Source organism: Streptomyces sp. A3M-1-3, from assembly GCF_024213665.1.
Lineage (GTDB): Bacteria > Actinomycetota > Actinomycetes > Streptomycetales > Streptomycetaceae > Streptomyces.
Genome location: NZ_JANAVP010000031.1, coordinates 13847 through 39506 on the forward strand (window position 1 = coordinate 13847; position 25660 = coordinate 39506).

Here is a 25660-nt window from a genome sequence, read left to right on the forward strand (position 1 = left end):
CACAGACCAGGAGTTTCGCACCCGCCTCGTATGCTCGGTCCGCCGCCTCCCCCCGGCTCCGCCGGCTCCCCCGCCTCCCCGCATGGAAGGGAACCCCGCGATGGTCCTCGCTGCCGCCGATGACGCCGATGACGCCGTACTGCTCAGCAAGCAGGGCAGATCGGGGCGGATCACCCTCAATCGTCCGCGAGCCATCAACGCTCTGACTCACCCCATGGTGCTGCGGATCGACGCCGCGCTCAGCGCGTGGGAGTACGACGACGAGGTGGCCGTGGTCGTGCTCGACGGCGCCGGCGGGCGGGGCCTGTGCGCGGGCGGCGACATCCGGGCCATCCGCGACTCCGCGCTGGCGGACGGCGCGGCGGCGCGGGCCTTCTGGCGGGACGAGTACCGGCTGAACGCCCGGATCGCCCGGTTCCGCAAGCCTTTCGTCGCGGCTATGGACGGCATCGTGATGGGTGGCGGCGTCGGCCTGTCGGCACATGCGGGCACCCGGATCGTCACGGAACGCTCCAGGGTGGCCATGCCGGAGGTCGGCATCGGCTTCGTCCCCGATGTCGGCGGCACGTATCTGCTGAGCCGGGCTCCGGGCGAGACCGGCACCCATCTCGCGCTGACGGCCGACGCGATGGCGGCGGCCGACGCGATCCTGTGCGGATTCGCGGATCACTTCATACCGTCGGCTCGGTTGGCGGCCTTTCTGGACTCCCTCGCCGGCACCGGACTGCCCGACGCGGTACGGGCGTTCGCCGAGCCTGCTCCGCCGGGCGGCTTCGGCGACACACGGGAGTGGATCGACGCCTGCTACAGCGCCGATACGGTCGAGGAGATCGTCGAGCGGCTGTCGCGGCTGGCCGACACCGGCGAACTGGCAGCCAAGGAAGCCGCCCGCCGGATCCTCGGCCACTCCCCCACCGCCCTGAAGGTGACGCTGCGCGCCCTGCGCCGGGCCCGCGCGCTGGCTTCGCTGGAGGACGTCCTCGACCAGGAGTACCGGGTCTCGTCCGTCGCGGCCACCGGTCCGGACCTGCCGGAGGGCGTACGCGCCCAGGTCGTCGACAAGGACCGCTCACCCCGCTGGACGCCGGACACGCTGGCGGCGGTCACGGACGCGGAGGTCGAGCGCCACTTCGCGTGACGTCACGCGCAAGTCGGGCGCCGGGACGCCTAGGGGGTGTCCGGCCGATCATGCCGGGCTCCCGTCGCTCCCCCAGCTACCGCTCGGGGTGCCCCCAGAGGCGCCCCCAGCCACCCACATCTGCCGCGTTGGCCAAATCCACCCATAGCTCCGCTATGGCCGAATCCGGCCGCCTTGCAGCTGCGCTCGGCATCCGGAGGATGAATCAAAGAGCCGAGACGGAGCGAGCGGAGCGAGTGCAGTGCACCAGCCGCCGCGCGCTGATCCGGCCTGATCGACCGGACACCCCCTAGCGGCGCGCTGCGTCGCCGACCTTCTTCGCCCAGAGAACGAGCGGTACTTGGAGCGGCAGGCGCCCGTACGCGAGCGCCCGCAGCGGCGCGGGGCGGGTCCGCCAGTCGTAGGCCATCTTCACATTGGCGGGGAAGACGGCCGCGAAGAATCCCGCCGCCGCGAGGGCGCTGACCCGCCGGGTGCGGGGCGCAGCGATGCCGGCGGCCAGGACGAGTTCCGCCACTCCGCTTGCCTGCGTCCAGGCGCGCGGACTGCCTGGCAGGCTCTCGGGCACCACGGCGTCGAACTGCTTCGGTATCAGGAAGTGCGCGGCGCCGGCCCCGGCCAGGAGAGCGACGAGCAGCCGGGCGGAGCGGTCGGTGGTGGCGGACAAGACGGCCTCCAGGGCGGTCGGACGACGACGTGGCGAGCAGCTTATTACTGACGGGTTCAGGACAGCTTGAGGGCGTGAGGGCGGCCACTCGGAGACGGGACACGCAGTAATCCCTGCGGTTTCACCGGGCTTTCGCCACAGAATCTTCACTTCACGTGCCGATCAGCCGCCCACGCCACAAGATCATTTTTGTTCAACTCTGCACTTCGGATCGGGACATGTCCGGATGGCGGCCAACCCGTCCGACCGGACTAACGGCCACCGCCCACGCGCCTGTAGGCATTTCCCCAGGACGACCTCGACCAGGTCGGCCGGGAAATCACCACAGGGGGTTCTCCACATGTCCGGATCCGGACTCACCCGCCGCCGCGCGCTGGGCGCCGCGGCGATCACACTCTCCGCCACTGCCCTTGCCACCGTCGCCAGTGCGGCGTCACGGCCCGACCGGGGCGAACACGACGCCGCGCGGCACGGCGGAGGGCCGCAGCAGTTCGACGAGATCTTCAAGGGTCGCCGCATCAAGGGGAAGCCCCACGGGGGTTCGCACCACCACGGGGTCGGCTACGCCGTGTTCGTCGACGGCAAGGAGCTGCATGTCATGCAGAACGCCGACGGCAGCTGGATCAGCGTGGTCAACCACTACGAGACGTTCTCCACGCCGCGCGCAGTGGCCCGGGCCGCGGTGCTGGAACTGCAGGGCGCCGCGCTCGTTCCGCTCGCCAGAGCCTGACGTCCGACCCGTCCCGTAGAGCTGAGAGACACCGCAAATGACCGTACGCAAGAACCAGGCGAATCTGTCCGCGACCGAGAAGCGGCGCTTCGTCGACGCGCTGCTGGAGCTGAAGCGCAGCGGCCGCTACGACACCTTCGTCACCACCCACAACGGCTTCATCATGAGCGACACCGACAGCGGCAGCCGCGTGGGGCACCGCTCACCGTCGTTCCTGCCCTGGCATCGCAGATTCCTGATCGAGTTCGAACAGGCACTCCAGTCGGTCGACCCGTCCGTCGCCCTCCCGTACTGGGACTGGACGGCCGACCGCACCACCGCCTCGTCCCTATGGGCTGCCGACTTCATGGGCGGTACGGGCCGCGCGAGGGACGGCCAGGTGCTGGACGGCCCGTTCGCCTTCGGCGCCGGCAACTGGCCGGTCAACATACGCGTCGACGGGCGTACGTATCTGCGCCGGGCGCTCGGCAGCGGCGGCCGCCCGCTGCCGACGCGGGCCGAGACCGACTCGGTGCTGGCGATGGCGACGTACGACATGCCCCCGTGGAACAGCGCCTCGGACGGCTTCCGCAACCACCTCGAGGGCTGGCGCGGGGTGAACCTGCACAACCGGATACACATCTGGGTCGGCGGCCAGATGGCCACCGGGGTCTCCCCCAACGACCCGGTGTTCTGGCTGCACCACGCCTTCGTCGACAAGCTCTGGTCCGACTGGCAGGCGCGGCACCCCGGTGCGGCGTACCTGCCCGCGGCGGGGACCCCGAACGTCGTGGATCTCCGCGGCACCATGCGGCCGTGGAACGACGTCACGCCGGCCGACCTGCTGGACCACACCGCGCACTACACGTTCGACAGCGCGGCCTGACCGCCCGGTGACGGGTGAGGCGTACGGGACCGCTCAGGCGTCCCCGTACGCCTCGCCGCCGAGCTCCAGCACGGCCGTTCCGGCAGTGGTGTCCGCGAGCCACGCCCGGAACGGCTCGACGTCCGACTCCGGCAGCCCGATCTCGATGGCGACCGCCTCGCCGTACCGCACGTCGCGCACCGCGCGCCCGGTCGACCGCAGGTCGTTCTGTATCTTCCCGGCGCGCTGGTGGTCGACGGTGACGGTGGCCAGCCGGAACCGCAGCCGGGTGAGGGTGCCGAGTTCGTCCAGGGCCTCGCCGACCACTCTGCCGTACGCCCGGATGAGCCCGCCGGCGCCGAGCTTGACTCCGCCGTAGTAGCGGGTGACGACGGCGACGGCGTAACGGATCTCGCGGCGCATGAGCATCTGCAGCATCGGCACGCCGGCGGTCCCACCGGGCTCACCGTCGTCGCTGGCCTTCTGTACGGAGGCGTCGGCGCCGATGACATACGCGAAGCAGTTGTGGGTGGCGGCCGGGTGCTCCTTGCGGATGCGTGCGACGAACTCCTGCGCCTCCTGCTCCGTGGCGGCGGGCGCGAGCGCGCAGATGAAGCGCGACCGGTTGATCTCGGTCTCGTGCACGCCCTCGCGGGCGACCGTGCGGTACTGCTCCTGCATCACCCCACCCTATGCGGGGCCCGGGGAATGGCCGGGGCGGGCCGCCGGTTGTGGCGGTACATGTATGCAGACGCGGAGACGGTCCACAGAATCCTGACCTCAAAGGGCGACACCTGGGCGGTGGTCGGCCTGTCCAACAGCCGTGCGCGGGCGGCCTACGGCGTCGCCGCTGTGCTGCAGCGCTTCGGCAAGCGCGTCGTGCCCGTACACCCCAAGGCGGAGTCGGTCCACGGTGAGCAGGGGTACGCCTCGCTCGCGGAGATCCCGTTCCCGGTGGACGTGGTGGACGTCTTCGTCAACAGCCATCTGGCCGGGCCGGTGGCGGACGAGGCGGTGGCCGCGGGCGCCAAGGCCGTCTGGTTCCAGCTCGGGGTGATCGACGAGGTCGCGTACGAGCGGACCCGCGCGGCCGGTCTCGACATGGTCATGGACCGCTGCCCGGCGATCGAGATCCCGCGGCTGGGCTGAGGGCGCAAACTGGGCTGAGCGCACAACAGTCCCCGGTAGTCCTCATCGACGCCATGAGTCTCAGTCGTCGCTGATGACTCCGGTATCGAGAAGAGCTGCCGGGGGCCTGGCCAGAGCCGAGAACAGGGTCACGCAGGTCGGCGGACGTCTCCGACGACGGGTGCGGCTCTTTCCGGTTGTCCGGTGTATTGACCAGTTTCCTCCCTATTTGCCCCCAGTCAAGACGTACGGGCAAGACAGACGGGGAAGATGTACTGGCGGGTTCGCCTCAGACCGCGAGACCGTCGAGCACCACGGCACCCGGGAGTTCCGCGAAGAGCTTGCCGGGCACGATGATCTTGCCCCGGCGCCGGCCGCTGCCGATCAGGACGTACGGAATGTCGATGACGGCGGAGTCCACGAGCAGCGGCCAGTCCGCCGGCAGGCCGATCGGCGTGATCCCTCCGTACTCCATGCCGGTCCGCTCCACGGCGGTGTCCATCGGGGCGAACGATGCCTTGCGCGCGCCGAGTTGGCGGCGGACCACGCCGTTCACGTCGACCCGGCCGGCGGAGCGGACCACGCAGGCGGCGAGCGTCGACTCGCCGCCGCGCTTCGCGGCGACGACGACGCAGTTCGCCGACCGGTCGAGCAGCTCCCGGCCGTAGTGCTCGACGAACGCCGCGGTGTCGGCGATGGCCGGGTCGGTGTCGACGTAGATGATCTGCTCGGCCGGGACGCTTCCGCGCCAGGCGCGGACCGCGTCGGCCACGGGCGGGGTCAGCAGATCGAGGCAGTCGGGAGCGGGCGTGGCATCGTCGAAGTGTCCGAGGGGAGCGCGCATGCCCGCACGCTAACAGGGCGAACGGCGGACCCGGTTGGGCGTCTCAGCCGACGGGCGGGATGGAGACCGCCATGGTCATCTCCACCACCTCCGGCCCGTCGTTGCGGTAGGTGTGCGGAACGTTCGCCTCGAAGGTCGCGGAGGTTCCGGCCGGCACGGCGTACGGCTCACCGTCGACGAGCAGGGTGAGTTCGCCTGCGGTGACGTGCAGCAGTTCCACCGTCCCGGAGGGGTGCGGATCGGAGGCGCTCGCGTCCCCCGGCATCAGCCGCCACGCCCAGAGTTCGAGCGGCCCGCGCTTCTCGGTGCCCACGAGGAGGGTGGTGTGACTCCCGGCGTCGGTGGACCACATCCGCACGGCCTGGTCCGGCGGTACGAGCCGGACCTGCGGGCCCTGTTCGTAGTCGAGGAGTGTGGTGATGCTGACCCCAAGGGCGTCGGCGAGCTTCACGGTGGTGCCGACGCTCGGGTTCGTACGGGCCTGCTCGATCTGGATGATCATTCCGCGGCTGACCCCGGCCCGTGCGGCGAGGGCGTCCAGGGTGAAGCCGCGCTCACCGCGCCAGCGCTTGAGGTTCCGGGCGAGCGACTGCGTGAGCTGGTCGAGGTCCGACACGTTCCGTCCAATATTCTGGATGACAGGGTGCAATAGATTGAACTACGGTGTGGTGCACCTGATCGTTCACTGCACTGTACTGCGAGGTCCGCCATGACAGCACTCTTCGCCCTGGCCACCAGCCTGCTGTGGGGACTGGCCGACTTCGGCGGCGGCCTGCTGACGCGGCGCATCCCCGCGCTGACCGTGGTCGTCGTCTCCCAGGGGATCGCGGTCGTCGTGCTCGGGGTGATCGTGGTGGCCACCGGCGCCTGGAGCGAAACCGGTCCGCAGCTGTGGTTCGCGGTGGCGGCGGGCATCGTCGGACCGGTCGCGATGCTCTCCTTCTACAAGGCGCTGGCCCTCGGCCCGATGGGGGTCGTCTCCCCGCTCGGCTCGCTGGGCGTCGCGGTGCCGGTCGGCGTAGGGCTGGTGCTGGGCGAGCGTCCCGGGCTGCTGCAGTTCGCCGGTATCGCGGTGGCCGTGGCGGGCATCGTCCTGGCGGGCGGGCCGGAGCTGCGCGGTGCGCCGGTGCGGCGGCAGGCGCTCCTGCTCACCCTGGTGGCCGCCTTCGGCTTCGGCGCGGTCATGGCCCTGATCGCCGAGGCGTCGAGCACCCTGACGGGCCTCTTCCTCGCCCTCTTCGTGCAGCGGGTGACCAACGTGGCGGCGGGCGGCGCCGCGCTGTACATCTCCGTCCGGCGCGGCGGGCGCGCCCTGCCCGAGGACGGCGGGTGGAGCGTCATCCGCGCCTCGCTCCCGGCACTGGCCTTCGTGGGCCTCGCGGACGTCGCGGCGAACGGTACGTACTCCATCGCCGCCCAGCACGGCCCGGTCACCGTCGCCGCCGTGCTCGCCTCGCTCTACCCGGTGGTGACGGCGCTTGCCGCCCGCGGGGTGCTCAAGGAGCGGCTGCGGGGGGTGCAGGCGGCGGGAGCCGGCCTCGCGCTGGTCGGCACGGTGCTGCTGGCCACCGGCTGAGCGGGCCTCAGGCCGCGCCGCCGCCGGACGCCTGCTCCGCGTCCAGTTCCGCGAGTGCGAGCAGCTGCTCCGAGGTGACGCCCTCCGGTATCGGTACGGGAGGCGGGGTACGCAGCGGTGGCTGCCAGCCCGCCTCCGGGTCCCAGCTCCGTACGATCCGCGCGGGCGACCCGGCCACCACGGCGTGGTCGGGCACCTCGCCCCGGACGACCGCGCCGGCGGCCACCACGACGTTGCGGCCCAGCCGTGCTCCGGGCAGCACCACGGCGCCGGTGCCGAGCCAGCAGCCCGGGCCGATCTCCACCGGCTCCATGCGCGGCCACTGCTTGCCGACGGGCTCGTGCGGATCGTCGTAACTGTGGTTCGTGGACGTGATGTAGACGTACGGGCCGCAGTACGTGTCGTCGCCTATGGCCACCCGGGTGTCCGCGATGACATGGCTGCCGCGGCCGAGTACGACCCCGTTACCGAGCAGCAGTATCGGTTCCGCGCCGAGATCCAGACCGGGCATCATGCCGGCGGTCAGAGTGACCTGTTCACCGATGATGCAGTGGTCACCGAGGTGGATCCACGGCTCACCGAACACCGTCCCCTGCGGGAACGCCAGCCGGGTGCCGGTGCCGATCCGCCCGAAGCGCAGCCGTCCCGGGGTGTCGGCGGTCACCGCTCCGGTCCGCTGCATCCACTGCCAGCCGCGGTGGACGGCACGGGACACGGCGCGGCGCCGCCAGGCGGCGAGCGATGAGAACGTGCTGCGGTTCTTCGGCACCCTTACACGGTACCCGCCGGTAGGCCGGGCGCTCCGCGCCACCTGACCGTCCGGCCTCGGCCGGCGCGCCTCGGTCGTCAGCCGCCGTGCGCCTCGCGGTGGCCCTTTGCCAGCTCCAGGTACATCATCGCGTTGAGCTTGATGCCCTCGCGCTCCTCCTCGGTCAGCTCCCGCCTGACCTTCGCGGGCACACCGGCGACCAGCGAGCCCGGCGGTACCCGCATGCCCTGGGGCACCAGGGCCTGAGCGGCGATCAGCGAACCGGCACCGATGTGCGCGCCGTTGAGCACGGTGGCTCCCATGCCGACCAGGACGTCGTCCTCGACCGTGCAGCCGTGCAGGACGGCGTTGTGCCCGACGGACACCCGCTTCCCGACCGTGACGGGGAAGCCGGGGTCGACGTGCACCGTGCAGTTGTCCTGGATGTTGCTGTCGGTGCCGAGGACGATCGGGCCGCAGTCGGCGCGCAGCACGGCGTGGTACCAGACGCTCGAACCCGCCGCCATCGTCACGTCGCCGATCACGACGGACGTCGGGGCGGCGAACGCCTCGGGGGCGATGTCGGGCTCCTTGCCGCCCACACCCGAAATCAACGCCTGTTCCGCCATCGCCTGCTCCTCGCTCTTCCTCCGTCGCACCTACCGGCACGGTAAGCGATGCCGCGAGGTCACCGGCTGCCGGGTCAGTCCGCTGCCGGGGCGAGTTCGCGTTCCGGGGTCGGTTGGGGCGGCTGCGGCTTCGCCGCCGCCTTCTTCGCGCGGCTCTTGATGACGAGCATCGAGGTGACGCCGATCACCACGGCCAGCACCAGGCCGAGCCACGAGAACCGCTTCAGCCAGGCTTCAGCCACAACGCCGACGTAGTAGACGACCGCGGTAGTGCCGCCCGCCCAGAGGATGCCTCCGAGCACGTTGGCGATGGCGAACTTCCAGTACGGCATGCGCAGCACACCCGCCAGCGGGCCGGCGAAGATCCGCAGCAGGGCCACGAAGCGGCCGAAGAAGACGGCCCACATGCCCCACTTCTCGAAGGACCGCTCGGCCATGGCGATGTTCTGCTCGCCGAAGTGCTTGGGGAACCTGCGGCCGAGCCGCTCCAGCAGCGGTTTGCCGCCCTTGCGCCCGATCGCGTAACCGATCGAGTCACCGATGATCGCGCCGGCGACGGCGCACGCGCCGAGGATCACCGGATCGACGTCCCCGTGCTGGGAGGCGAGCAGTGCCGAGCTGACCAGGATGATCTCGCCCGGCAGCGGGATGCCCAGACTCTCCAGTCCGATGACCACACCCACCAGGATGTAGATGCTGACCGCGGGGACGGTCTCGAGCCACTCCTGGATATGCAACGCCGGTTCCTCCCGCTCGATGGGCCACTGCCCGGTCGCGCGCCGCGGCGGCGCACGGCGGGCAGCCTACCCGGTCGCGCGAGGGCAGGCCGCTTCCGGAACGCGGCAGGGCGCCCCCGACGGGACGCCCTGCGGTGCGGCGGTGCGGACGAGATCAGGAGTGGGGGCGCAGGGTCCACACGACAGTCATCTCACCCGTCACGGCTTCGTCCTCGCGCCGGATCGCGATGGCCACGGGGAACTCGGGGCGGCCGCCGGCGTCGAGTTCGGCGACCACCTCGGCCACCGGACGACCGAGCGTCGCGGTGGCGGTGACGACGCCCATGGCGAGCTTCTTGTAGCCGATCTCCGCCTTGACGGCGAGCGGCACGGCCCGCGACAGCTGGTCGCCGAAAGCGGCCAGGACGATCGCGCCGCTGGCGGACTCCGCCAGCGTGAACATCGCACCGGCGTGCGGGCCGCCGACGTGGTTGTGGAAGTCGGGCTGGTCCGGCATCCGCACGACCGCCCGCTCCGGGGTGGTCTCGAGGAACTCCAGGTTCAGCGTGCGGGCCATCGGCACCGTGGCGGCGAGCATCTCGCCGATCGACATCTGGTCTGCGCTCATGACCCAGGATGTTACCCACCGGTAAGGCCGTTGGCCATCCCGGAAGAGGGGCGGCCGTAGCCCGGGTGGCGCGGCACCTCTATCGTTACTCGCCATGTGGCCAGGACAGCAGCCGCCCGGGGGCGAGCAAAACCCGCAGGACCAGAACCCGAATCCGTACCAGCAGCCGGGTTACCAGCAGCCGGGTCCGGGTTACCAGCAGCCGAATCCGTACCAGCAGCCCGGCTATCAGCAACAGCCGCCGGGCTACCCGCAGCAGCCCAACCCGTACCAGCAGCCGACGGCCCCGCAGTGGAACGTCCCGCCGGCTCCGCTGGGTGCCCCTCAGCCGCCCCAGGGCGGCGGTGGCAAGAAGACCGCCACGGTGGCGATCGTCGCGGCGGCCGTCGTCGTGGTGGCCGCGGCGGTGACCGGCGTCCTGGTCTTCAAGGGCGACGACGCGAAGCCCACCGCCGAAGGCGACGGCAAGCAGTCGGCGTCGCCGTCCGAGCCGGCCGGTGAAGCGCCTTCGTCCCCGGCCGCCAACCCGCGTGACGGCAGCACCGGATCGGAGAAGCCGCTCATCGCGGGCTGGAAGGTCGTGGTGAACCCCAAGTACGGAACGGCCTTCGAGGTTCCGCCGGAGTGGGTCGTCAAGACACCGGACACCTACTCGGGCTTCGCGGACGCCAAGAAGGACGACGGCGCACCCATGATCACTATGTCGGCGCCCGCCTTCCTGAAGGAGGAGTGGTGCACCGACGATTCCGACAAGGACGGCAATACGGAGGAGACCAGCCTCGCCGGCACCGGCACCAAGGGCGGGCAGGGCGCCAAGAACACCGCCGAGGCCGCCCGTAACGAGGCCGGCACCTGGGTCTGGGGCGCATACGCCCAGGAGATGCCCAAGAGCACGGTCAAGATGACCCCTGCAAAGGCCTTTACCAGCACGTCCGGGCTCAAGGGCCACGTCGTGACGGCCACCGCCGTCGGCGTCACGAAGAAGACCAAGTGCGACTCCGACGGCAAGTCGGTCGCCTTCACCTTCAAGACCGCCAAGGGCGACTTCTCGACCTGGGTGCTCTACGCCGCCAAGGGCGTCAAGGACGAGGTGCCGGACGCGACCATCCAGAAGATCCTGGGCACGGTCCGGCTGACCTCGGGCTGACCTCGGCCGACCGGCAACCGCCCGCCCGGAAAAACCGGTTGGGAATCCGGGGCGGCGGCGGGGACAGTCCCCGGGTGCCCCCGCCCGCCGACCCCGTATGGTGCTGCTTGCCACCGCGCCGGCAGGCCCGGCGGTGCTCCTGGTGCCCGGGGTGCGGCAGTTGACCCGCCGTACGAAGCATGTGGCCGCGGCGGTCGCGGCCTCAGCCGATGCTGAAGGCCCCGTCGGGCGGCTCGGGTGACGGCACGGCTTCTTCGTCCCGTACGGGGACCGCGTCCCCGATGAGGCGGGTCAGCGCCGCACTGTGCTCGACCCGCGCCGGGAAGGCGTCCGACGCGGTGCGACGGGCCAGCAGCGCGATGTCGAGCTCCGCGTGCGAGGCCAGCAGTACGGCGTTGCCGAAGCGCCGCCCGCGCAGGACGGCAGGCTCGGCGATCAGCGCCAGCTCCGCGAAGACGGCCGCGAAGGTGGCCAGTTGGGAGCGGAGGAAGGCGAAGGGCGCGCCGTCGGCGAGATTCGCGGCGTACACGCCGTCCGGCCGGAGCACCCGTTCCGCGGCGCGCGCGTACTCGATCGACGTCAGGTGCGCGGGCACCCGTGAGCCGCCGAAGACATCGGCGATCAGCATGTCCGCGGAGCGCGCCGGCGCGCTCTCCAGCCACGCCCGCGCGTCCGTGCCGTGCACGGCGATCCCTGCGCCGTCCGGTACGGGCAGATGCTCGGCGACGAGCGCCAGCAGCCCGTGGTCGGCCTCCACGACCTCCTGCCGTGAACCGGGCCGGGTCGCGGCCACGTACCGGGGCAGAGTGAGCGCCCCGCCGCCGAGGTGAACGAGGTCCAGGGGGGCGCCCTCGTCCGCCGCGCAGTCCACGACGTGCGCGAGCCGCTGCGCGTACTCGAACTCCAGGTGGGTCGGCTCGTCGAGGTCCACGTACGACTGCGGCGCCCCGTCCACCGTGAGCAACCAGGCCCGCGGCAGGTCCACGTCGGGCATCAGCTTGGCGGTGCCCCCGTCCACGTCCCGGGTCACGGGTATCGGCTCGTTCACCGCACCATTGTGCGCGCGGCGCAGCGCCAAGAGCCGCTCAGCCCGTCCAGACGGCCGCGACCTCCTCCGCGTGCGCGGCGGCCTGCGCCAGACCCGCCCTCGCGGCGGGCGCCCGGCGGGCGGGGTCCAGCACATTGCGGCCGAAGGCGTCACGGGCCGCGCGGTCCGGGGTGATCAGCAGGACGCGCGCGCCGTCGGCGGCGAGCCGGGCGGCCTGGGTGCGGGCGGAGGCGATGGGTCCGCCGCCTGCCGTGATGGGGGCGAGGATCACCACGCGGTCGTATCCGGCGGCCAGGTCCGCGTTGGCCGAGGAGCGCATGCCGCCGTCGATCCAGCGGCGGTCGCCGACGGTCATGGGCGGATAGACACCGGGCACCGCGCAGCTGGCCGAGACGGCGTCGACGAGCCCGGCCCCGCTGTCCCGGTCGAACGCCTTGAACTCGCCCGTCAGGGCGTCGACGGAGGTGACCACCAGCCTCCGGTCCGGCCACTCGTGGGAGACGAGCCGCGCGGCGATGACCGCCCGCCGCTCGGACTCCTCCGGGGTACGGGCGGCGAGCGCCATGGCGCCCATGCGCACCCCGTAGCCCTCGGCGTCCCGGGAGCGCAGGACACCCCAGGCGTACCGGGCCATCAGGCCGGTGCCCAGCCGGGCCACGCGCTCGCCGGTGGCGTCGGCGAGCTGACGCTCGTACAGCTCGACGGTGGTCAGCAGGCCGCAGATGAGCTGCGCGCCGACGATCGATCCCGCGGACGTGCCGACGACCAGTTCGGCGGTACTCAGGTCCACACCCGCCTCGGTCAGGCCGTGCAGAATGCCGCACTCCCAGCCGATGCCGGTGAGGCCGCCCCCGCCGAGCACAAGTGCCGTGCCGCCCATCGCCGCCGCCCTCCGTCGTCCGTGTTACTGGCAGCAGTGTGACGGACGGCGCCTGCCCCTCCCACCCCCGGGGGAGGACAAGCGCCGTCCTCAGCAGAATTCAGGACTCAGACAAGGCCGGTCACCGTGCCGGCGCCGACCGTGCGGCCGCCCTCACGGATCGCGAAGCCGAGGCCCGGCTCGAGCGGCGTGTCCCGGCCCAGTTCCACGGTCATCGTGACCGTGTCCCCCGGCCGCGCGACCGCCGTCCCACCGAGGTCGACGTCCCCGACGACGTCGGCGGTACGGATGTAGAACTGCGGCCGGTAGCCGGTGGACACCGGTGTCGTCCGGCCGCCCTCCCGGGCGGAGAGGACGTACACCTGCGCGGTGAACCGGCGGCTGGGCACCACGCTGCCGGGCGCCGCCACCACATGCCCGCGGCGTACGGCGTCGCGGGGCACCCCGCGCAGCAGCAGCGCGACGTTGTCGCCGGCTTCGGCGGAGTCCATCGGCTTGCCGAAGGTCTCCAGCCCGGTGACCACCGTCTCAGTATCCGCGCCCAGCACCTCCACCCGGTCGCCGACCCGTACCGTCCCGCGCTCGATGGCTCCGGTGACGACCGTGCCCCGCCCGGTGATGGTGAGCACGTTCTCGACGGGCATCAGGAACGGCGCGTCGGTGTACCGCACCGGCATCGGTACGTACGTGTCGACGGCGTCCAGCAGCGCCTCGACGGCGGCCGTCCAGCGCGGGTCGCCCTCCAGCGCTCTGAGGCCGGACACCCGTACGACGGGCACCGCGTCGCCGCCGTAGCCGTGGGCGGAGAGCAGCTCGCGGACCTCCAGCTCGACCAGGTCGGTCAGCTCGCCGTCGCCCGCGTCCGCCTTGTTGAGCGCCACGACGATGTGGTCGACGCCGACCTGGCGGGCGAGCAGGACGTGTTCGGCGGTCTGCGGCATGATCCCGTCGAGCGCGGAGACGACGAGGATCGCCCCGTCGAGCTGCGCCGCGCCGGTGACCATGTTCTTCACGTAGTCGGCATGGCCCGGCATGTCGACGTGGGCGTAGTGCCGGGTGTCCGTCTCGTACTCGACGTGCGCGATGTTGATGGTGATACCGCGCTGCGCCTCCTCGGGCGCCCGGTCGATGCGGTCGAACGGGACGAAGGAGGCCCCGCCGCGGTCGGCGAGGACCTTGGTGATGGCGGCGGTCAGGGTGGTCTTGCCGTGGTCGACGTGGCCCATGGTGCCGATGTTCAGGTGCGGCTTGGTGCGCACGTATGCCGTCTTGGGCATGGTTCCTTCCTCGGAACTCGAAGCGGTGTGAGACCCCTGGGCCTTGCCGACCCTCCCCCTGCGGGGTCCGCCGGACGATCCGGGAAGGGTCAGCTTCGGGCGCCGTCGAAGGGCGCTGCGGCAGCGAATGCTGCGGGGAACGCCGCGGGGAACGCGGCGACTGCGGAGGCGGTGACCACTGAAAGCGCGGCAGCCTTCGGCGCATCCGCGACTGCGGACGGCGCTGCGGGGAAGGCGTACCGGGACATGCGCTGATCATGGCTCAGCCGCGGCGGCCCGTCGACCGAATTTCCGCGCGGTGGGCGGTCCTTGTCCGTACGCGGCGGCCCCTCGGGGCGTACTGGATCGGCAGCGGCCGGATAACACGGCGGTCGAGCCGCCCGAGGACGGTGTCGGCGATGTCACTGGACGGAACCGGCCGTGCTGTCGCGGCCGACGGTCCCATGAGGCCCGCATTACGGCGATCACACCCGATTTTCGGTTAGTCTCCCCGGATGCTCGACCCCGCCATCCGGCCCGCCGGCCTCACTGTGCGCTGCGCGCGGGCGCTGCTGTCCCCCTGGTCCCGGCTCTCGCTGCTCCTGGTGCTCCTCGCGTCGGCCGCCGTGACGGTGCTGCTGTTCGAGCCGCAGCGGCTGCTCGCCGACGGCTGGCCGCCGCAGGTCGCCGGCTCGACCGCCGTGGTGCTGTTCGGCGCCGCGTACGGGCTGTGCACCGCCGCCTTCGTACCGCGCCCGCTGCTGAACCTCGCCGCGGGCGCCGTCTTCGGGTCGCAGTTCGGCCTGGTGTCCGCGCTCGCCGGCACGGTACTCGGAGCGGGCATCGCCTTCGGGCTCGGCCGGATGCTCGGGCAGGACGCCCTGCGTCCCCTGCTGCGGGCCCGCTGGCTGAAAGCCGCCGACGGGCAGCTGAGCCGGCACGGTTTCCGCTCGATGCTGGCGGTCCGGCTCTTCCCTGGTGTGCCGTTCGCCGCCGCCAACTACTGCGCCGCGGTCTCGCGGATGGGCTGGCTGCCGTTTCTGCTGGCCACCGGCCTCGGATCGATCCCGAACACCGCCGCGTACGTGGTGGCGGGCAGCCGCGCCTCGACCCCGACCTCGCCCGTGTTCCTGGTCTCGATGGGCTTCATCGCGCTGACCGGCCTCGCCGCGCTGGTCGTGGCGTGGCGCAAAAGGCATCGCCTGCGTTCGCGGTAGCGCGCTCCAGGGGGACCCTACGGTCATTCAGTCTTCGTACGGGCCATAGCATCTGGGTCGAACTGCCCGACGATCACAAGGACGAGCGCACCCCGACATGAGCTGGTTCGAATCATTCATCCTCGGCCTCGTCCAGGGTCTCACCGAATTCCTGCCGATCTCCTCCAGCGCCCATCTGCGGCTGACCGCGGCCTTCGCGGGCTGGGAGGACCCGGGCGCGGCGTTCACCGCCATTACCCAGATCGGCACCGAGACGGCCGTCCTGATCTATTTCCGTAAGGACATCGTCCGGATCGTCTCGGCCTGGTGCCGCTCGCTCACGAACAAGGCGATGCGCGGCGACCACGACGCCCAGATGGGCTGGCTCGTCATCGTCGGCTCGATCCCGATCGGTGTGCTCGGCGTCACACTCAAGGACCAGATCGAGGGTCCGTTCCGTGACCTCCGGCTGATCGCCACCACCCTGATCGTGATGGGCATCGTGCTCGGCATCGCCGACCGGCTGGCCGCCCGCGACGAGGCCGGCGGCAGGCACCGTGCCATCAGGGACCGCAAGACCCTCAAGGACCTGGGTGTCAGGGACGGTCTGATCTACGGTGTGTGCCAGGCGATGGCGCTGATCCCGGGTGTCTCCCGGTCCGGTGCCACGATCAGTGGCGGCCTGCTGATGGGCTACACCCGTGAGGCGGCGGCCCGGTACTCCTTCCTGCTGGCCATTCCCGCGGTGCTGGCCTCCGGGGCGTTCGAGCTCAAGGACGCCAGCGAGGGCGGCCATGTGTCGTGGGGCCCGACGGTCTTCGCGACGATCATCGCGTTCGGTGTCGGGTACGCGGTCATCGCGTGGTTCATGAAGTTCATCACCACCAAGAGCTTCATGCCCTTCGTGATCTACCGGATCCTGCTCGGCATCCTGCTGTTCATCCTGGTCGGCACGGACACGCTGAGCCCGCACGCGGGCGAGTCGGCGGGCTGACGGGCCGCCCGTCGCGCACCGTTGTGTCATGGGCGGGCCACAACTCGGCTCCGGTGCGGTCCCGTCCGCATCGTTCCCCACCGGGCGGAACGTCGTTGTCCCTGTGTGTGGCGGCTCGCACCTGAGCCGCCCGAGAAGAGTGGCTGGGGGTGCCGGATGACCGGCCGAGTGGTGTTGGAGCGGTTCCCCGCGGGGAGCCCGCGGGGAAGTTGGCCGGCCGAGGAGTACGCCGCGGACCGGCTCCGCGAGGGCGTGCCCGCGGAGGTGGTCATGGACCTCGAGTCGGACGCGTTCCTGGTGGTCGTACGGCAGCGCGCGGCGTCGGCGGCACACTGAAGGGCGACGCACCCGAACCGAACAGGAGTGGTCACTCATGTCCTACACCGCCTCCTACGCCGCCGCCGCGGACCGCTACAGCGCGATGCGGTACGGGCGTTGCGGGCGCAGCGGTGTGCTGCTCCCCCGGATCTCGCTCGGGCTCTGGCACAACTTCGGCGACGGCGACCCGCGCGAGACCCAACGTGCCGTGCTGCGCCGGGCCTTCGATCTGGGCGTCACCCACTTCGACCTGGCGAACAACTACGGAACGCCGTTCGGCTCGGCCGAGAGCAATTTCGGCGCCCACTTCCGTACCGATTTCCGCCCGTACCGGGACGAGCTGTTCATCGCCACGAAGGCCGGCAACGAGATGTGGGCGGGACCCTACGGCGAGTGGGGATCACGCAAGCATCTGCTCGCCAGCCTCGACCGGTCACTCGCGCGGCTCGGTCTGGAGTACGTCGACGTCTACTACTCGCACCGCCCGGACCCGGACACTCCGCTCGAGGAGACGATGGGGGCGCTCGACACCGCCGTACGCCAGGGGAAGGCGCTCTACGCCGGCCTGTCGAACTACAGCCCGGAGCAGACCGCCCGGGCCGCCGGGATCCTGCGGGAGCTCGGTACGCCGCTGCTGATCAACCAGCATCCGTACTCGATGCTGGAGCGCGGTGTGGAGGGCGGACTGCTGGCCGCCTCCGACGCGGCCGGGGCCGGTCTGATCGCCTTCTCCCCGCTGGCGCAGGGACAGCTCACCGACCGCTATCTGCGGGGCGTGCCGGCCGGTTCTCGGATGGCCGCCGGGCACTTCCTCAAGCGCGAGACCCTGACCGAGCGCCGGCTGACGCTGCTGCGGGCCCTCGACGCCCTCGCCCGGCAGGGCGGCCGGACGCTGGCCCAGTTGGCACTGGTCTGGCTGCTGCGGGACCCGCGCGTCACCTCCGTACTGGTCGGCGCAAGCAGCGTCCGGCAGCTGGAGCAGAATCTCGGGGCGCTGGACGCGCCGGATCCGGGCGCGGACGAACTGCACGAGCTAGACCGGCTCTGCGCCACGGGAGGGGTGAAGATCCCCTCCGGGGAGTGAGCGTGCCGCGCGGCCCTTGGCGCCGGGCTCCGTCTGTCCCACACTGAGCCGATGACGCAGCGTGTGGAACTCGCGACCGTGATGGACCGGCTGGCCATCGATGCGGTGATCACCGGTTACGCGGTGGCCGTGGACGACGCCGACTGGACCGCCTACCAGGCCCTCTTCGCACCGGACGGACGCGCGGACTACCGCTCGGCGGGTGGCATCGAGGGGCCCGCCGGCGAAGTGGCGGGCTGGCTGGCGGAGACGATGCTGCTCTTCCCGGTGCGCCAGCACCTGATCGTGAACCGGCGGCTGCACCTGGAAGACCTCAACGGCTACACCGGGGACAGCGCCGAGCTCCAGGCCGACTATGTGAACCCGATGCGGCTGGACGGCGGAACGGGCGACGGGGCGGCCGGGTCCACCGCGCCCAACTTCGTCTCGGGCGGCCGGTACGCGTTCAGCCTGTTGCGCACGGCCGACGGCTGGCGGCTGCGCGCGGTCGTCGTCCACGAGAAGTGGCGCCGTCCGGAGGGGGCGCTCGGCGGGGTCTGACGCGCCGCGGCGCATGCGCCGGTACGGCTGCCCTCTGTCGGTGATCGCCGCACTCCCCCACACTGGAAGTCCACACTGGAAGACATACTGCTCGCGGGGTGGACGAGGAGGCGCACGATGCGGGTTCCGGCCGGGCGGCGGCAGCAGCAGCGGCGCCTGACGAACCGGTGGTGGCGCGCGGCGGCCGCGGTACTGGCCGGTGCGCTGCCCGCGCTCGCCTTCCCCGCCCCGTCGCTCTGGTGGTTCGCGTACGTCGCCCTGGTGCCGTGGATGCTGCTGGCCCGCTCGGCCGGCTCGGGCCGGCGCGCGGCGCTGGACGGCTGGCTCGGCGGCGCCGGGTTCATGCTCGCCGTACACCACTGGCTGGTGCCGAATCTGCATGTGTTCATCCTGGTGCTGGCGGCGCTGCTGGGGCTGTTGTGGGCGCCCTGGGGCTGGCTGGTGCGGCACATGCTGGGCGGGGCGCCCTCCCCCGTCCGCGTGGCGGCGGCTCTGGTCGTGCTGCCGTCCGGCTGGCTGGTGGTCGAACTGGTCAGGTCCTGGGAGGGCTTGGGCGGGCCGTGGGGCCTGCTCGGTTCCAGCCAGTGGGAGGTCACGCCCGCTCTGCGGGTGGCCTCGGTCGGCGGGGTATGGCTGGTGAGCCTGCTCGTGGTCGCGCTGAACACGGCGGTCACGGCGCTGGTGGCGGTGGAGTCGGCGCGTACCGCGGCGGTGTCGGGGGTGGTGGTGTGTGCGGTCGGGGTGGGCTCGGTCTGGGTGTGGGCTCCGCGCCCCGAGCCGTCCGGCCTCACCCGTGTCGCGGTGGTCCAGCCGGGCATCATCGACGGCGTGGGCGGCGCGGACCGCCGGTTCGCGCGCAGTGAGGAGCTGACCCGCGCGCTGGACGGGCGTGACCTCGACCTCGTGGTGTGGGGCGAGAGCAGTGTGGGGGCGGATCTGGCCGACCGGCCCGATCTCGCCCAACGCGTCGCCGCCCTGTCCGCCGAGGTCGAGGCTCCGTTGCTGGTGAATGTCGACGCCCGGCGCTCCGACCGGCCCGGCATCTTCAAGAGTTCGGTGCTCGTCGCTCCCGGCGGTCCGACCGGAGACCGGTACGACAAGATGCGCCTGGTTCCGTTCGGCGAGTACATCCCGGCCCGTTCGCTGCTGGGCTGGGTGACCTCGGTGGGAAAGGCGGCCGCCGAGGACCGCAGGCGCGGCACGGAGCCGGTGGTGATGCGGCTGCCCGGCGAGGAGGGCCTGCGGATCGGCCCGCTGGTCTGCTTCGAGTCCGCGTTCCCCGACATGAGCCGTCACCTCACCCGGGACGGCGCGCGGCTGCTGGTCGCCCAGTCGGCGACCTCGACCTTCCAGAGCAGCTGGGCGCCCGAGCAGCATGCCTCCCTCGCAGCCCTGCGGGCCGCCGAGACAGGCCGCCCGATGGTCCATGCCACGCTCACCGGGGTCAGTGCCGTCTACGGGCCGCGCGGCGAGCGCGCGGGTGTGCTCCTGGGCACGGACCGCAGTGCCGCCGCCGTGTACGAGATCCCGCTGGCTCGCGGCACCACGCCCTACGTCAGCCTTGGCGACTGGGCGGTCTACGGGGCGCTGGCCGTCCTGGCCGTGCTGTGCGCGGTCGAGGGCGTACGCTCGCTCAGGCGGCCTGCTCGAGGGCTGCCCGTACCACCCGCTCGCAGAGCTCATGGGTCTGCAGCGCGTCCTGGGCGCTGAGTACCTTTCCGGCCCGCACTGAGTCAAGGAAGGCGAGCACGGCCTGCTCGATTCCGCGCTGGCGGGCGACGCTCACCCAGTCGCCGCGCCGGCGGACGGTCGGCTGGCCCCGGTGGTCGATGACTTCGGCGAGATTGACGACCTGGCGCTTGGTGTCCTGGCCCGAGACCTCCAGGATCTCCTCGGTGGAGCCGCTCATCCGGTTCATCGTCCCGATTGCGGTGAAACCGTCGCCGGAGAGCTGGAGCACGACGTGGTGCATGAGCCCGTCGCGGATCCGGGCACGTACGTCGACATGGTCGACGGTGCCGGGCAGCAGGAAGCGGAGGGTGTCGACGACATGGATGAAGTCGTCGAGGACGAGCGTGCGCGGGTCCTCGGGCAGGCCGACCCGGTTCTTCTGCATCAGGATCAGCTCGCGGGGGTGCTCGATGCACTGCGCGTAGCCGGGTGCGTAGCGGCGGTTGAAGCCGACGGCGAGGCCGGTGCCGCGCTGCTCGGCCAGCTCCACCAGTCGACGTGAGTCGTCGATTTCGTACGCGAGCGGCTTGTCGACGTACGTCGCGACGCCCGCCTGGAGGAGCCGGGTGACGATCTCGGGGTGCACGGCCGTCGGCGCGTGGACGAACGCGGCGTCCAGGCCCTCGGCGAGCAGGGACTCCAAGGTGGTGTGGCAGTGCTCCGCGGGGATGCGGTGGCTGTCCGCGACCCTGGAGAGCGTGGCGGGGGTCCGGGTCTGCAGGTGCAGTTCGACGCCCGGCCGAGTGGTGAGTACGGGCAGGTATGCCTTCTGCGCGATATCACCGAGTCCGATGCAGCCGACCTTCACCTGTGCCTCCCTGTCGCGTCGCCGTTCGAGCGTTTGCCGTTCGAGCGCTCCCTGTCCCGGCAGCATACGGACCGGACCGCCGGAAGCTTAATCCGTGGCGCTGAGCTGGGCGTTCATCCAGGATGGCGGCCATGACGACACCTGGGCGCGACGAGCCCCTCCCCTCCGCCGACGAGCGCGCGATGCTCGACGGGTGGCTCGACTACCACCGGGCCACCCTGGCCCTGAAGTGTGCGGGGCTCAGCGACGAGCAGCTGCGGCGGACGCCCCTCGCCCCGTCCGCCCTCTCCCTGATGGGCCTCGTCCGGCATCTGTCGGAGGTGGAGCGGCACTGGTTCGCCGTGGTGACGGCAGGCGAGGAGCCCGCGCCGATCTACTACAGCGAGGAGGACCCGGACGGCGAGTTCCATCTCTCCGAGGCCGACACCTGGGCGGAGGCAGAGGCGACCTGGCAGGCCGAGATCGCCCGCTCCCGCGCGGTAGCCGCGGCCCGCAAGCTCGACGAGCTCACCGTCCGCAAGGACGGCCGCACCGGGGAACTGTTCAACCTGCGCTGGGTGTACACGCACATGATCGAGGAGTACGCGCGCCACAACGGCCACGCGGACCTCATACGCGAGCAGGTCGACGGGGCGACGGGCGAGTAGGCCCTGTTCGGCCGTCGTCACCCTTGCGGGGGCATTTCCGCTCGCCGGGCCTCCACGGACGCCCGCGACCAGCAGAGTTGCGCGGGTGCACCGAACCCGAACCACGACGACGCTCCTGCTGGGAGTGGCCGTCTCGGCCGTCTCCGGCTGTGTGAGCGTGGACCCGGCCACCCCCTCCCCCGTACCGGCCCGCCACGAGCCTCGGCTCACCCGGGAGGCCGAGCCGAAGTTCGTACAGGCCCCCGCCCGTGAGGCGCTGGATGCCGCCGGAAGGACGCCGGTCCCGGAGCCGGCGTCCACCCGCCCGGTCCAGCCGCCGCCCGAACGGCCGTCCGCTGCCGTGCCCCCGAGTCCGCCGCGCGTCGAACCCCGGCAGCCGGCCGACGAGACCCGTACCCCGCGGCGCGTGCTGCCGTCCACGCCGGTGGAGACCGTTGACGTCTGCGCCCTCGGCCGGGAGTACGGCGGCTGGCGGGCGGACAGTCCCGAGAGCCGTATCTGCCGGGACACCTACGGGAATTGACCCGGGAGCGGGCCGGAACCGCGCTCGCCGGCCATCCGCGCCTCCAGACGCTCGACGGCGGCGCGGATGCCGTTGCCGTATCCGTCGTCCGCGAGGGTGCCGGTCGCGGCCCGCGCCCGGTCGAGGTGGACCCGCGCGGCGTCCGGGCGCTGGAGCTTGACATAGTCGGCGGCGAGATTGAGATGGAGCGAGGGGTAGAAGGCGCGCACCGCGAGCGTGGCATGGTGTTGTGCCAACCGCTCCTCGCTCAGCCCGTCGGCCGCCGACAGCGCCCGCAGATCCCAGGCGAGCTCGTCGGCGGGATCGTCCTGGGTGTCGGCCATGTAGTGAGCGAGCGTGCAGCGGTGCAGTGGATCGCCGTTCTCGCCGATCTCCGACCAGAGCGCACCGAACCGGTTGCGCGCCTCCTCGCGGTCCCCGCCGTGGAGAAGCATGAGCGCCTGCCCGATCCGGGTCATGACGACGTCTTCCGACGACTCCTGCTGCTCCGTCACTGCTGCCTCCCGGGGCCGTACGCCGAGTCCGATGATCCAGACGCTAGCCGGACGCACTGACAATCCGGTTCAGGCTCGGGGACGGCCCCGGCGGCACTGCGCCGGTCAGCCCAGGTTCGGGATGCGCCAGTCGACCGGCTCGTGGCCCTGGGCGGCGACGGCCTCGTTGATCGCGGTGAACGGGCGGGATCCGAAGAACTTCCGCGCGCTCAGCGGGGAGGGGTGGGCTCCCTTGACCACCGTGTGCCGCTCCTGGTCGATCAGCGGCAGCTTCTTCTGGGCGTAGGCCCCCCAGAGGACGAAGACGGCCGGGTCGGGCCGGGAGGCCACCGCGCGGATCACCGCGTCCGTGAACTTCTCCCAGCCCATCCCCTTGTGCGAGTTGGGCTCGCCGGCCCGCACCGTGAGCACGGCGTTGAGCAGGAGGACTCCCTGCTCGGCCCACGGCATCAGATAGCCGTTGTCCGGGACGGGGTGCCCCAGCTCCTCGTGCATCTCCTTGTAGATGTTCCGCAGGGACGGCGGCGTCCGCACGCCGGGCCGCACGGAGAAGCAGAGCCCGTGGCCCTGCCCCTCTCCGTGGTACGGGTCCTGGCCCAGCACCAGAACCTTGACCCGGTCGTACGGCGTCGCATCGAGGGCCGCGAAGACCTCCCCGCGAGGCGGGTAGACGGGACCGTTCGCCCGCTCCTTCTCCACGAACTCGGTGAGCTCCTTGAAGTAGGGCTTGTCCAGTTCCTCACCGAGGACGCCGAGCCAGGACTCGGGCAGCTTGTCGGTCACGTCAACAACCTCCGGTATGCGATCACTTCTTGTCCTGAAGAACCTACCGGCGACCACTGACAGCCGGTCCTACCAGCTGGTCTTGCGGTACAGCTCCCACATCTGCATGACCGTCTGCGGGTCGAGCGCCCGCTCCCCGCCTGCGATGTCCTCCTGCGCGGCGATGTACAGCTTGCCCTGCCAGAGCGGGAGCAACCGGACGTCCTCGACGAGGATCTCCTGCGCCCGCTCGAACTCCTTGCTCACGGCTCCACGGTCGCTCTCCCGGCGCGACTTGGGCAGCAGCGTCGAGGTGATCTCGGGCACGTCGTACGGCGTACCGAGCGCGTTGTCCGCGCCGCCTACGAACGGGGCGATGAAGTTGTCCGGGTCCGGGAAGTCCGGGAACCAGCCGCGGCCGAACACCGGGTACTCGCCGTCCTGGTAGCCGTCCTGGAAGTCCTTCCACGGGCGGCTGTGCAGGGTGATCTTGAACAGCCCGCCGGCTTCGAGCTGGCGCTTGAGCTCGGCGAACTCCGCCGCGGTGGAGGATCCGTAGCGGTCCGTCGTGAACCACAGGGTGAGCTCCACGGGCTCGGTGATGCCCGCGTCGCGAAGGGTCTTCTTCGCCTTGGCGGCGTCCGGCTCGCCGAAGGTGTCGAAGAACGGCGTGGTGTGGCCGGCCACGCCCTTGGGGACCATCGAGTAGAGCGGTTCGGCCGTGCCCTGGTAGACCCTCGAGATCAGCGCGTTGCGGTCGACGACCTGGGCGACGGCCTTGCGGACGGCCGGGTTCTTGGCCGCGGGGTCCTTGGGGTTGAAGACCAGGAAACGGATCTCGGCGCCGACCGTCTCGATCAGCTGGATACCGCTGTCCTTGGACTGCGGCCCCTCCATGTCCTCGATCGCTTCGGCCGTGATTCCGCGGTAGGTGGCGTCGATCTCCTTCTTCTTCAGTGCCGAGATCATCCCCTCGGACTCCTCGAAGTAGCGGATCGTGACGGCGTCGTTCTTCCGCTCGGCGAAGCCCTCATACGCGGGGTTCTTCACCAGCTCGGCCTTGGCGCCCTCCTCGTACGACTCCAGAACGTACGGGCCGGACCCGGTGATCTTCCCGTCCTCGCGGAGCTTGTCCGCCGGGTAGTCCTTGGGACTGACGAGGGAGGCGCCGGGCGTGGCGAGGACAAAGGGGAAGGTGGCGTCGGGCGTGTTCAGATGGAAGACGACGGTCAGGTCCCCGCTCGTCTCCACCCGCTCCAGGCTGCCCAGGAGGGCCTTCGGGCCGGTCTTCGAGTCGATCTTCATGATCCGGTCGATCGAGTGCTTGACCGCTGCGGCGTCGAGCGGCTCGCCGTTGGAGAACTTCAGGCCCTTCCGGAGCTCGCAGCGGTAGGACTCGTTGGCCGCGTCGGTGAACTTGCAGCTTTCGGCCGCGTCCGGCTGCGGCTTGGTGGATCCAGTGGGGAAACTCAGGAGAGTCTGGTAGATATTCCGGTACAACTCCCACGAATCGTCCCATGCCGCGGCAGGATCGAGCGTGCTGGGCGCACTCGTCGTACCGACGGTGATCTTCTGCTCATCTTCACCGCCGCTGTCGGACAGCAGGCCGCACCCGGTGAGCAGGGATATGGACGCAAGGGCCGCAGCGGTCTGCAGACGTCTGGTCCGGTTGAACACGTGCACGCTCCTCGATCAGCCATGGGTCGGCCGACCATACCGCAGTGCCCCGCCGAATCAACGGGCAGGATCGACGGGGCACTTGCCTCAATACGTACCTAAACCGGTCAGTGGACTCCGGCGTTAAGGAAGATGCCACCATCCACGACCAGCGTCTGTCCAGTAATCCAGTCGGACTGGTCCGAAGTGAGGAACGCGGCCGCGCCCCCGATGTCCTGCGGAACGCCGAGCCGGCCCAGCGGATAGGCGGCCGCCGCCTCCGCCTCGCGGCCCTCGTACAGGGCCTCGGCGAACTTGGTCTTCACCACGGCGGGGGCGATCGCGTTGACCCGTACCAGGGGCGCCATCTCGTGGGCCAGCTGGAGGGTCAGGTTGACCATCGCCGCCTTGCTCATGCCGTACGCGCCGATGAACGGCGAGGCGGAGATGGCGGCGACGGAGGCGATATTGACGATCGCGCCGCCGTTCTCCTTCTGCCAGGCCTTCCAGGTCTGCTGCGCGAACCCGAGTGCCGAGATCACGTTGGTCTCGTAGACCTTGCGCGCCACATCGAGGTCGAGCTCGGCGATCGGGCCGAAGACCGGATTCGTGCCGGCGTTGTTCACCAGGAAGTCCACCCGGCCGAACGCCTCCATGGTGCGCTCCACCGCGACGGCCTGGTGCGCCACGTCGTGCGCCTTGCCGGCCACGCCGATGACGCGGTCGGGGCCGAGCCGCTCGACGGCCTCCTTCAGCGCGTCCTCGTTGCGGCCGGTGATGCAGACGCGGTCGCCGCGGGCGACCAGCGCCTCGGCGACGCCGTAACCGATGCCGCGGCTGGCGCCCGTGACGAGGGCGACCTTCCCGCTGTCCGGTACCTGGCCCTGTGCCTGTCCAGTCATGATCGTGTCCCTAGTCCCTAGTCCCT

Annotated in this window: 30 protein-coding genes; 14 read left to right on the top strand and 16 right to left on the bottom strand. The window is 71.2% G+C overall.

Annotated elements, in window-relative coordinates; translation table 11 throughout:
• The first annotated feature begins 82 nt into the window (after positions 1-82).
• Positions 83-1138, top strand: a complete 1056-nt coding sequence (locus NLX86_RS27930) for an enoyl-CoA hydratase/isomerase family protein (RefSeq protein ID WP_254374573.1) — start codon at positions 83-85, stop codon at positions 1136-1138.
• Between the two features lie 289 nt (positions 1139-1427).
• Here the strand turns inward: NLX86_RS27930 and NLX86_RS27935 are convergent, their stop codons facing one another.
• The gene (locus NLX86_RS27935; protein ID WP_254374574.1) at positions 1428-1805 is read right to left on the bottom strand and encodes a DoxX family protein; all 378 of its coding nucleotides are present in this window, start codon (positions 1803-1805) and stop codon (positions 1428-1430) included.
• Between the two features lie 340 nt (positions 1806-2145).
• On the opposite strand from NLX86_RS27935, the gene NLX86_RS27940 reads away from it, so the two are divergent.
• The gene (locus NLX86_RS27940; protein ID WP_254374575.1) at positions 2146-2535 is read left to right on the top strand and encodes a tyrosinase cofactor; all 390 of its coding nucleotides are present in this window, start codon (positions 2146-2148) and stop codon (positions 2533-2535) included.
• Between the two features lie 37 nt (positions 2536-2572).
• The gene (locus NLX86_RS27945) at positions 2573-3400 is read left to right on the top strand and encodes a tyrosinase family protein (RefSeq protein ID WP_254374576.1); all 828 of its coding nucleotides are present in this window, start codon (positions 2573-2575) and stop codon (positions 3398-3400) included.
• A 33-nt stretch (positions 3401-3433) separates the two neighbouring features.
• Here the strand turns inward: NLX86_RS27945 and NLX86_RS27950 are convergent, their stop codons facing one another.
• Entirely contained in the window at positions 3434-4060 is a 627-nt protein-coding gene (locus tag NLX86_RS27950; RefSeq protein WP_254374577.1) for a YigZ family protein, read from the bottom strand.
• Between the two features lie 60 nt (positions 4061-4120).
• Here NLX86_RS27950 and NLX86_RS27955 point away from each other — a divergent pair, with 60 nt between their 5' ends.
• A complete protein-coding gene (locus NLX86_RS27955; RefSeq protein WP_254374578.1) occupies positions 4121-4528 on the top strand; it encodes a CoA-binding protein in 408 nt (135 codons plus the stop codon).
• Between the two features lie 268 nt (positions 4529-4796).
• Here the strand turns inward: NLX86_RS27955 and NLX86_RS27960 are convergent, their stop codons facing one another.
• A complete protein-coding gene (locus NLX86_RS27960) occupies positions 4797-5351 on the bottom strand; it encodes a YbaK/EbsC family protein (protein ID WP_254374579.1) in 555 nt (184 codons plus the stop codon).
• Positions 5352-5394: 43 nt separating this feature from the next.
• Complete coding sequence (locus tag NLX86_RS27965; RefSeq protein WP_254374580.1) at positions 5395-5967, bottom strand: XRE family transcriptional regulator; 573 nt, start codon at positions 5965-5967, stop codon at positions 5395-5397.
• Between the two features lie 93 nt (positions 5968-6060).
• Here NLX86_RS27965 and NLX86_RS27970 point away from each other — a divergent pair, with 93 nt between their 5' ends.
• Positions 6061-6927: a DMT family transporter gene (locus NLX86_RS27970; RefSeq protein ID WP_254374581.1), complete on the top strand. Its 867-nt coding sequence runs from the start codon at positions 6061-6063 to the stop codon at positions 6925-6927.
• A 7-nt stretch (positions 6928-6934) separates the two neighbouring features.
• Here the strand turns inward: NLX86_RS27970 and NLX86_RS27975 are convergent, their stop codons facing one another.
• From NLX86_RS27975 to NLX86_RS27990, 4 genes are all read right to left on the bottom strand, one after another.
• Positions 6935-7696 carry an acyltransferase gene (locus NLX86_RS27975; protein ID WP_254374582.1) on the bottom strand — a complete coding sequence of 254 codons (762 nt, stop codon included), beginning with the start codon at positions 7694-7696 and terminating at the stop codon, positions 6935-6937.
• Between the two features lie 77 nt (positions 7697-7773).
• Positions 7774-8304 (bottom strand): gamma carbonic anhydrase family protein, encoded by a 531-nt coding sequence (locus NLX86_RS27980; RefSeq protein WP_254374642.1) that lies wholly within the window; start codon positions 8302-8304, stop codon positions 7774-7776.
• Positions 8305-8378: 74 nt separating this feature from the next.
• The gene (locus NLX86_RS27985) at positions 8379-9041 is read right to left on the bottom strand and encodes a DedA family protein (RefSeq protein ID WP_254374583.1); all 663 of its coding nucleotides are present in this window, start codon (positions 9039-9041) and stop codon (positions 8379-8381) included.
• Between the two features lie 154 nt (positions 9042-9195).
• Positions 9196-9633, bottom strand: a complete 438-nt coding sequence (locus NLX86_RS27990) for a DUF4442 domain-containing protein (protein WP_254374643.1) — start codon at positions 9631-9633, stop codon at positions 9196-9198.
• Between the two features lie 109 nt (positions 9634-9742).
• On the opposite strand from NLX86_RS27990, the gene NLX86_RS27995 reads away from it, so the two are divergent.
• Positions 9743-10795, top strand: a complete 1053-nt coding sequence (locus tag NLX86_RS27995) for a hypothetical protein (RefSeq protein ID WP_254374584.1) — start codon at positions 9743-9745, stop codon at positions 10793-10795.
• A gap of 202 nt (positions 10796-10997) precedes the next feature.
• On the opposite strand, the gene NLX86_RS28000 is transcribed toward NLX86_RS27995, so the two are convergent.
• The 3 genes from NLX86_RS28000 to tuf all read right to left on the bottom strand — a co-directional run bounded on the left by NLX86_RS28000 (position 10998) and on the right by tuf (position 14000).
• Complete coding sequence (locus NLX86_RS28000) at positions 10998-11843, bottom strand: fused MFS/spermidine synthase (RefSeq protein WP_254374585.1); 846 nt, start codon at positions 11841-11843, stop codon at positions 10998-11000.
• 37 nt (positions 11844-11880) lie between these two features.
• Positions 11881-12723 carry a patatin-like phospholipase family protein gene (locus tag NLX86_RS28005; protein ID WP_254374586.1) on the bottom strand — a complete coding sequence of 281 codons (843 nt, stop codon included), beginning with the start codon at positions 12721-12723 and terminating at the stop codon, positions 11881-11883.
• Positions 12724-12830: 107 nt separating this feature from the next.
• Entirely contained in the window at positions 12831-14000 is a 1170-nt protein-coding gene (gene tuf / locus NLX86_RS28010; RefSeq protein WP_254374587.1) for an elongation factor Tu, read from the bottom strand.
• 494 nt (positions 14001-14494) lie between these two features.
• Between tuf and NLX86_RS28015 the strand changes: the two genes are divergently transcribed.
• From NLX86_RS28015 to lnt, 6 genes are all read left to right on the top strand, one after another.
• The gene (locus NLX86_RS28015) at positions 14495-15196 is read left to right on the top strand and encodes a TVP38/TMEM64 family protein (RefSeq protein WP_254374588.1); all 702 of its coding nucleotides are present in this window, start codon (positions 14495-14497) and stop codon (positions 15194-15196) included.
• Between the two features lie 97 nt (positions 15197-15293).
• A complete protein-coding gene (locus tag NLX86_RS28020; protein WP_254374589.1) occupies positions 15294-16169 on the top strand; it encodes an undecaprenyl-diphosphate phosphatase in 876 nt (291 codons plus the stop codon).
• 156 nt (positions 16170-16325) lie between these two features.
• A complete protein-coding gene (locus NLX86_RS28025; RefSeq protein WP_254374590.1) occupies positions 16326-16505 on the top strand; it encodes a hypothetical protein in 180 nt (59 codons plus the stop codon).
• Positions 16506-16542: 37 nt separating this feature from the next.
• Positions 16543-17571, top strand: coding sequence for an aldo/keto reductase (locus NLX86_RS28030; RefSeq protein ID WP_254374591.1), 1029 nt, complete (start codon positions 16543-16545; stop codon positions 17569-17571).
• A 51-nt stretch (positions 17572-17622) separates the two neighbouring features.
• Entirely contained in the window at positions 17623-18111 is a 489-nt protein-coding gene (locus NLX86_RS28035; protein WP_254374592.1) for a nuclear transport factor 2 family protein, read from the top strand.
• Between the two features lie 117 nt (positions 18112-18228).
• A complete protein-coding gene (gene lnt, locus NLX86_RS28040; RefSeq protein WP_254374593.1) occupies positions 18229-19821 on the top strand; it encodes an apolipoprotein N-acyltransferase in 1593 nt (530 codons plus the stop codon).
• Here lnt and NLX86_RS28045 read toward each other — a convergent pair.
• Entirely contained in the window at positions 19745-20650 is a 906-nt protein-coding gene (locus NLX86_RS28045) for a Gfo/Idh/MocA family protein (protein WP_254374594.1), read from the bottom strand. The genes lnt and NLX86_RS28045 overlap by 77 nt on opposite strands.
• Positions 20651-20781: 131 nt before the next feature.
• Here NLX86_RS28045 and NLX86_RS28050 point away from each other — a divergent pair, with 131 nt between their 5' ends.
• Together NLX86_RS28050 and NLX86_RS28055 are read left to right on the top strand one after the other, a co-directional pair.
• Positions 20782-21297: a DinB family protein gene (locus NLX86_RS28050; RefSeq protein WP_254374595.1), complete on the top strand. Its 516-nt coding sequence runs from the start codon at positions 20782-20784 to the stop codon at positions 21295-21297.
• Between the two features lie 85 nt (positions 21298-21382).
• Complete coding sequence (locus NLX86_RS28055) at positions 21383-21820, top strand: hypothetical protein (RefSeq protein ID WP_254374596.1); 438 nt, start codon at positions 21383-21385, stop codon at positions 21818-21820.
• Here the strand turns inward: NLX86_RS28055 and NLX86_RS28060 are convergent.
• The 4 genes from NLX86_RS28060 to NLX86_RS28075 form a co-directional block, all read right to left on the bottom strand.
• Positions 21808-22314, bottom strand: coding sequence for a hypothetical protein (locus NLX86_RS28060; RefSeq protein ID WP_254374597.1), 507 nt, complete (start codon positions 22312-22314; stop codon positions 21808-21810). The genes NLX86_RS28055 and NLX86_RS28060 overlap by 13 nt on opposite strands.
• Positions 22315-22419: 105 nt before the next feature.
• Positions 22420-23097 (bottom strand): uracil-DNA glycosylase, encoded by a 678-nt coding sequence (gene ung, locus NLX86_RS28065; RefSeq protein ID WP_254374598.1) that lies wholly within the window; start codon positions 23095-23097, stop codon positions 22420-22422.
• A gap of 69 nt (positions 23098-23166) precedes the next feature.
• Entirely contained in the window at positions 23167-24753 is a 1587-nt protein-coding gene (locus NLX86_RS28070) for an ABC transporter substrate-binding protein (RefSeq protein ID WP_254374599.1), read from the bottom strand.
• Between the two features lie 107 nt (positions 24754-24860).
• On the bottom strand, positions 24861-25634 hold the full coding sequence (locus NLX86_RS28075) for an SDR family oxidoreductase (protein ID WP_254374600.1): 774 nt from the start codon (positions 25632-25634) through the stop codon (positions 24861-24863).
• Between the last annotated feature and the right edge of the window lie 26 nt (positions 25635-25660).

Bases quoted from the DNA above. Each gene is read 5' to 3' on its own strand.
- NLX86_RS27930 (WP_254374573.1), top strand. From the start codon at position 83: ATGGAAGGGAACCCCGCGATGGTCCTCGCTGCCGCCGATGACGCCGAT.
- NLX86_RS27940 (WP_254374575.1), top strand. From the start codon at position 2,146: ATGTCCGGATCCGGACTCACCCGCCGCCGCGCGCTGGGCGCCGCGGCG.
- NLX86_RS27945 (WP_254374576.1), top strand. From the start codon at position 2,573: ATGACCGTACGCAAGAACCAGGCGAATCTGTCCGCGACCGAGAAGCGG.
- NLX86_RS27950 (WP_254374577.1), bottom strand. From the start codon at position 4,060: ATGCAGGAGCAGTACCGCACGGTCGCCCGCGAGGGCGTGCACGAGACC.
- NLX86_RS27955 (WP_254374578.1), top strand. From the start codon at position 4,121: ATGTATGCAGACGCGGAGACGGTCCACAGAATCCTGACCTCAAAGGGC.
- NLX86_RS27960 (WP_254374579.1), bottom strand. From the start codon at position 5,351: ATGCGCGCTCCCCTCGGACACTTCGACGATGCCACGCCCGCTCCCGAC.
- NLX86_RS27970 (WP_254374581.1), top strand. From the start codon at position 6,061: ATGACAGCACTCTTCGCCCTGGCCACCAGCCTGCTGTGGGGACTGGCC.
- NLX86_RS27980 (WP_254374642.1), bottom strand. From the start codon at position 8,304: ATGGCGGAACAGGCGTTGATTTCGGGTGTGGGCGGCAAGGAGCCCGAC.
- NLX86_RS27990 (WP_254374643.1), bottom strand. From the start codon at position 9,633: ATGTCGATCGGCGAGATGCTCGCCGCCACGGTGCCGATGGCCCGCACG.
- NLX86_RS27995 (WP_254374584.1), top strand. From the start codon at position 9,743: ATGTGGCCAGGACAGCAGCCGCCCGGGGGCGAGCAAAACCCGCAGGAC.
- NLX86_RS28005 (WP_254374586.1), bottom strand. From the start codon at position 12,723: ATGGGCGGCACGGCACTTGTGCTCGGCGGGGGCGGCCTCACCGGCATC.
- tuf (WP_254374587.1), bottom strand. From the start codon at position 14,000: ATGCCCAAGACGGCATACGTGCGCACCAAGCCGCACCTGAACATCGGC.
- NLX86_RS28015 (WP_254374588.1), top strand. From the start codon at position 14,495: ATGCTCGACCCCGCCATCCGGCCCGCCGGCCTCACTGTGCGCTGCGCG.
- NLX86_RS28020 (WP_254374589.1), top strand. From the start codon at position 15,294: ATGAGCTGGTTCGAATCATTCATCCTCGGCCTCGTCCAGGGTCTCACC.
- NLX86_RS28025 (WP_254374590.1), top strand. From the start codon at position 16,326: ATGACCGGCCGAGTGGTGTTGGAGCGGTTCCCCGCGGGGAGCCCGCGG.
- NLX86_RS28030 (WP_254374591.1), top strand. From the start codon at position 16,543: ATGTCCTACACCGCCTCCTACGCCGCCGCCGCGGACCGCTACAGCGCG.
- NLX86_RS28035 (WP_254374592.1), top strand. From the start codon at position 17,623: ATGACGCAGCGTGTGGAACTCGCGACCGTGATGGACCGGCTGGCCATC.
- lnt (WP_254374593.1), top strand. From the start codon at position 18,229: ATGCGGGTTCCGGCCGGGCGGCGGCAGCAGCAGCGGCGCCTGACGAAC.
- NLX86_RS28050 (WP_254374595.1), top strand. From the start codon at position 20,782: ATGACGACACCTGGGCGCGACGAGCCCCTCCCCTCCGCCGACGAGCGC.
- NLX86_RS28075 (WP_254374600.1), bottom strand. From the start codon at position 25,634: ATGACTGGACAGGCACAGGGCCAGGTACCGGACAGCGGGAAGGTCGCC.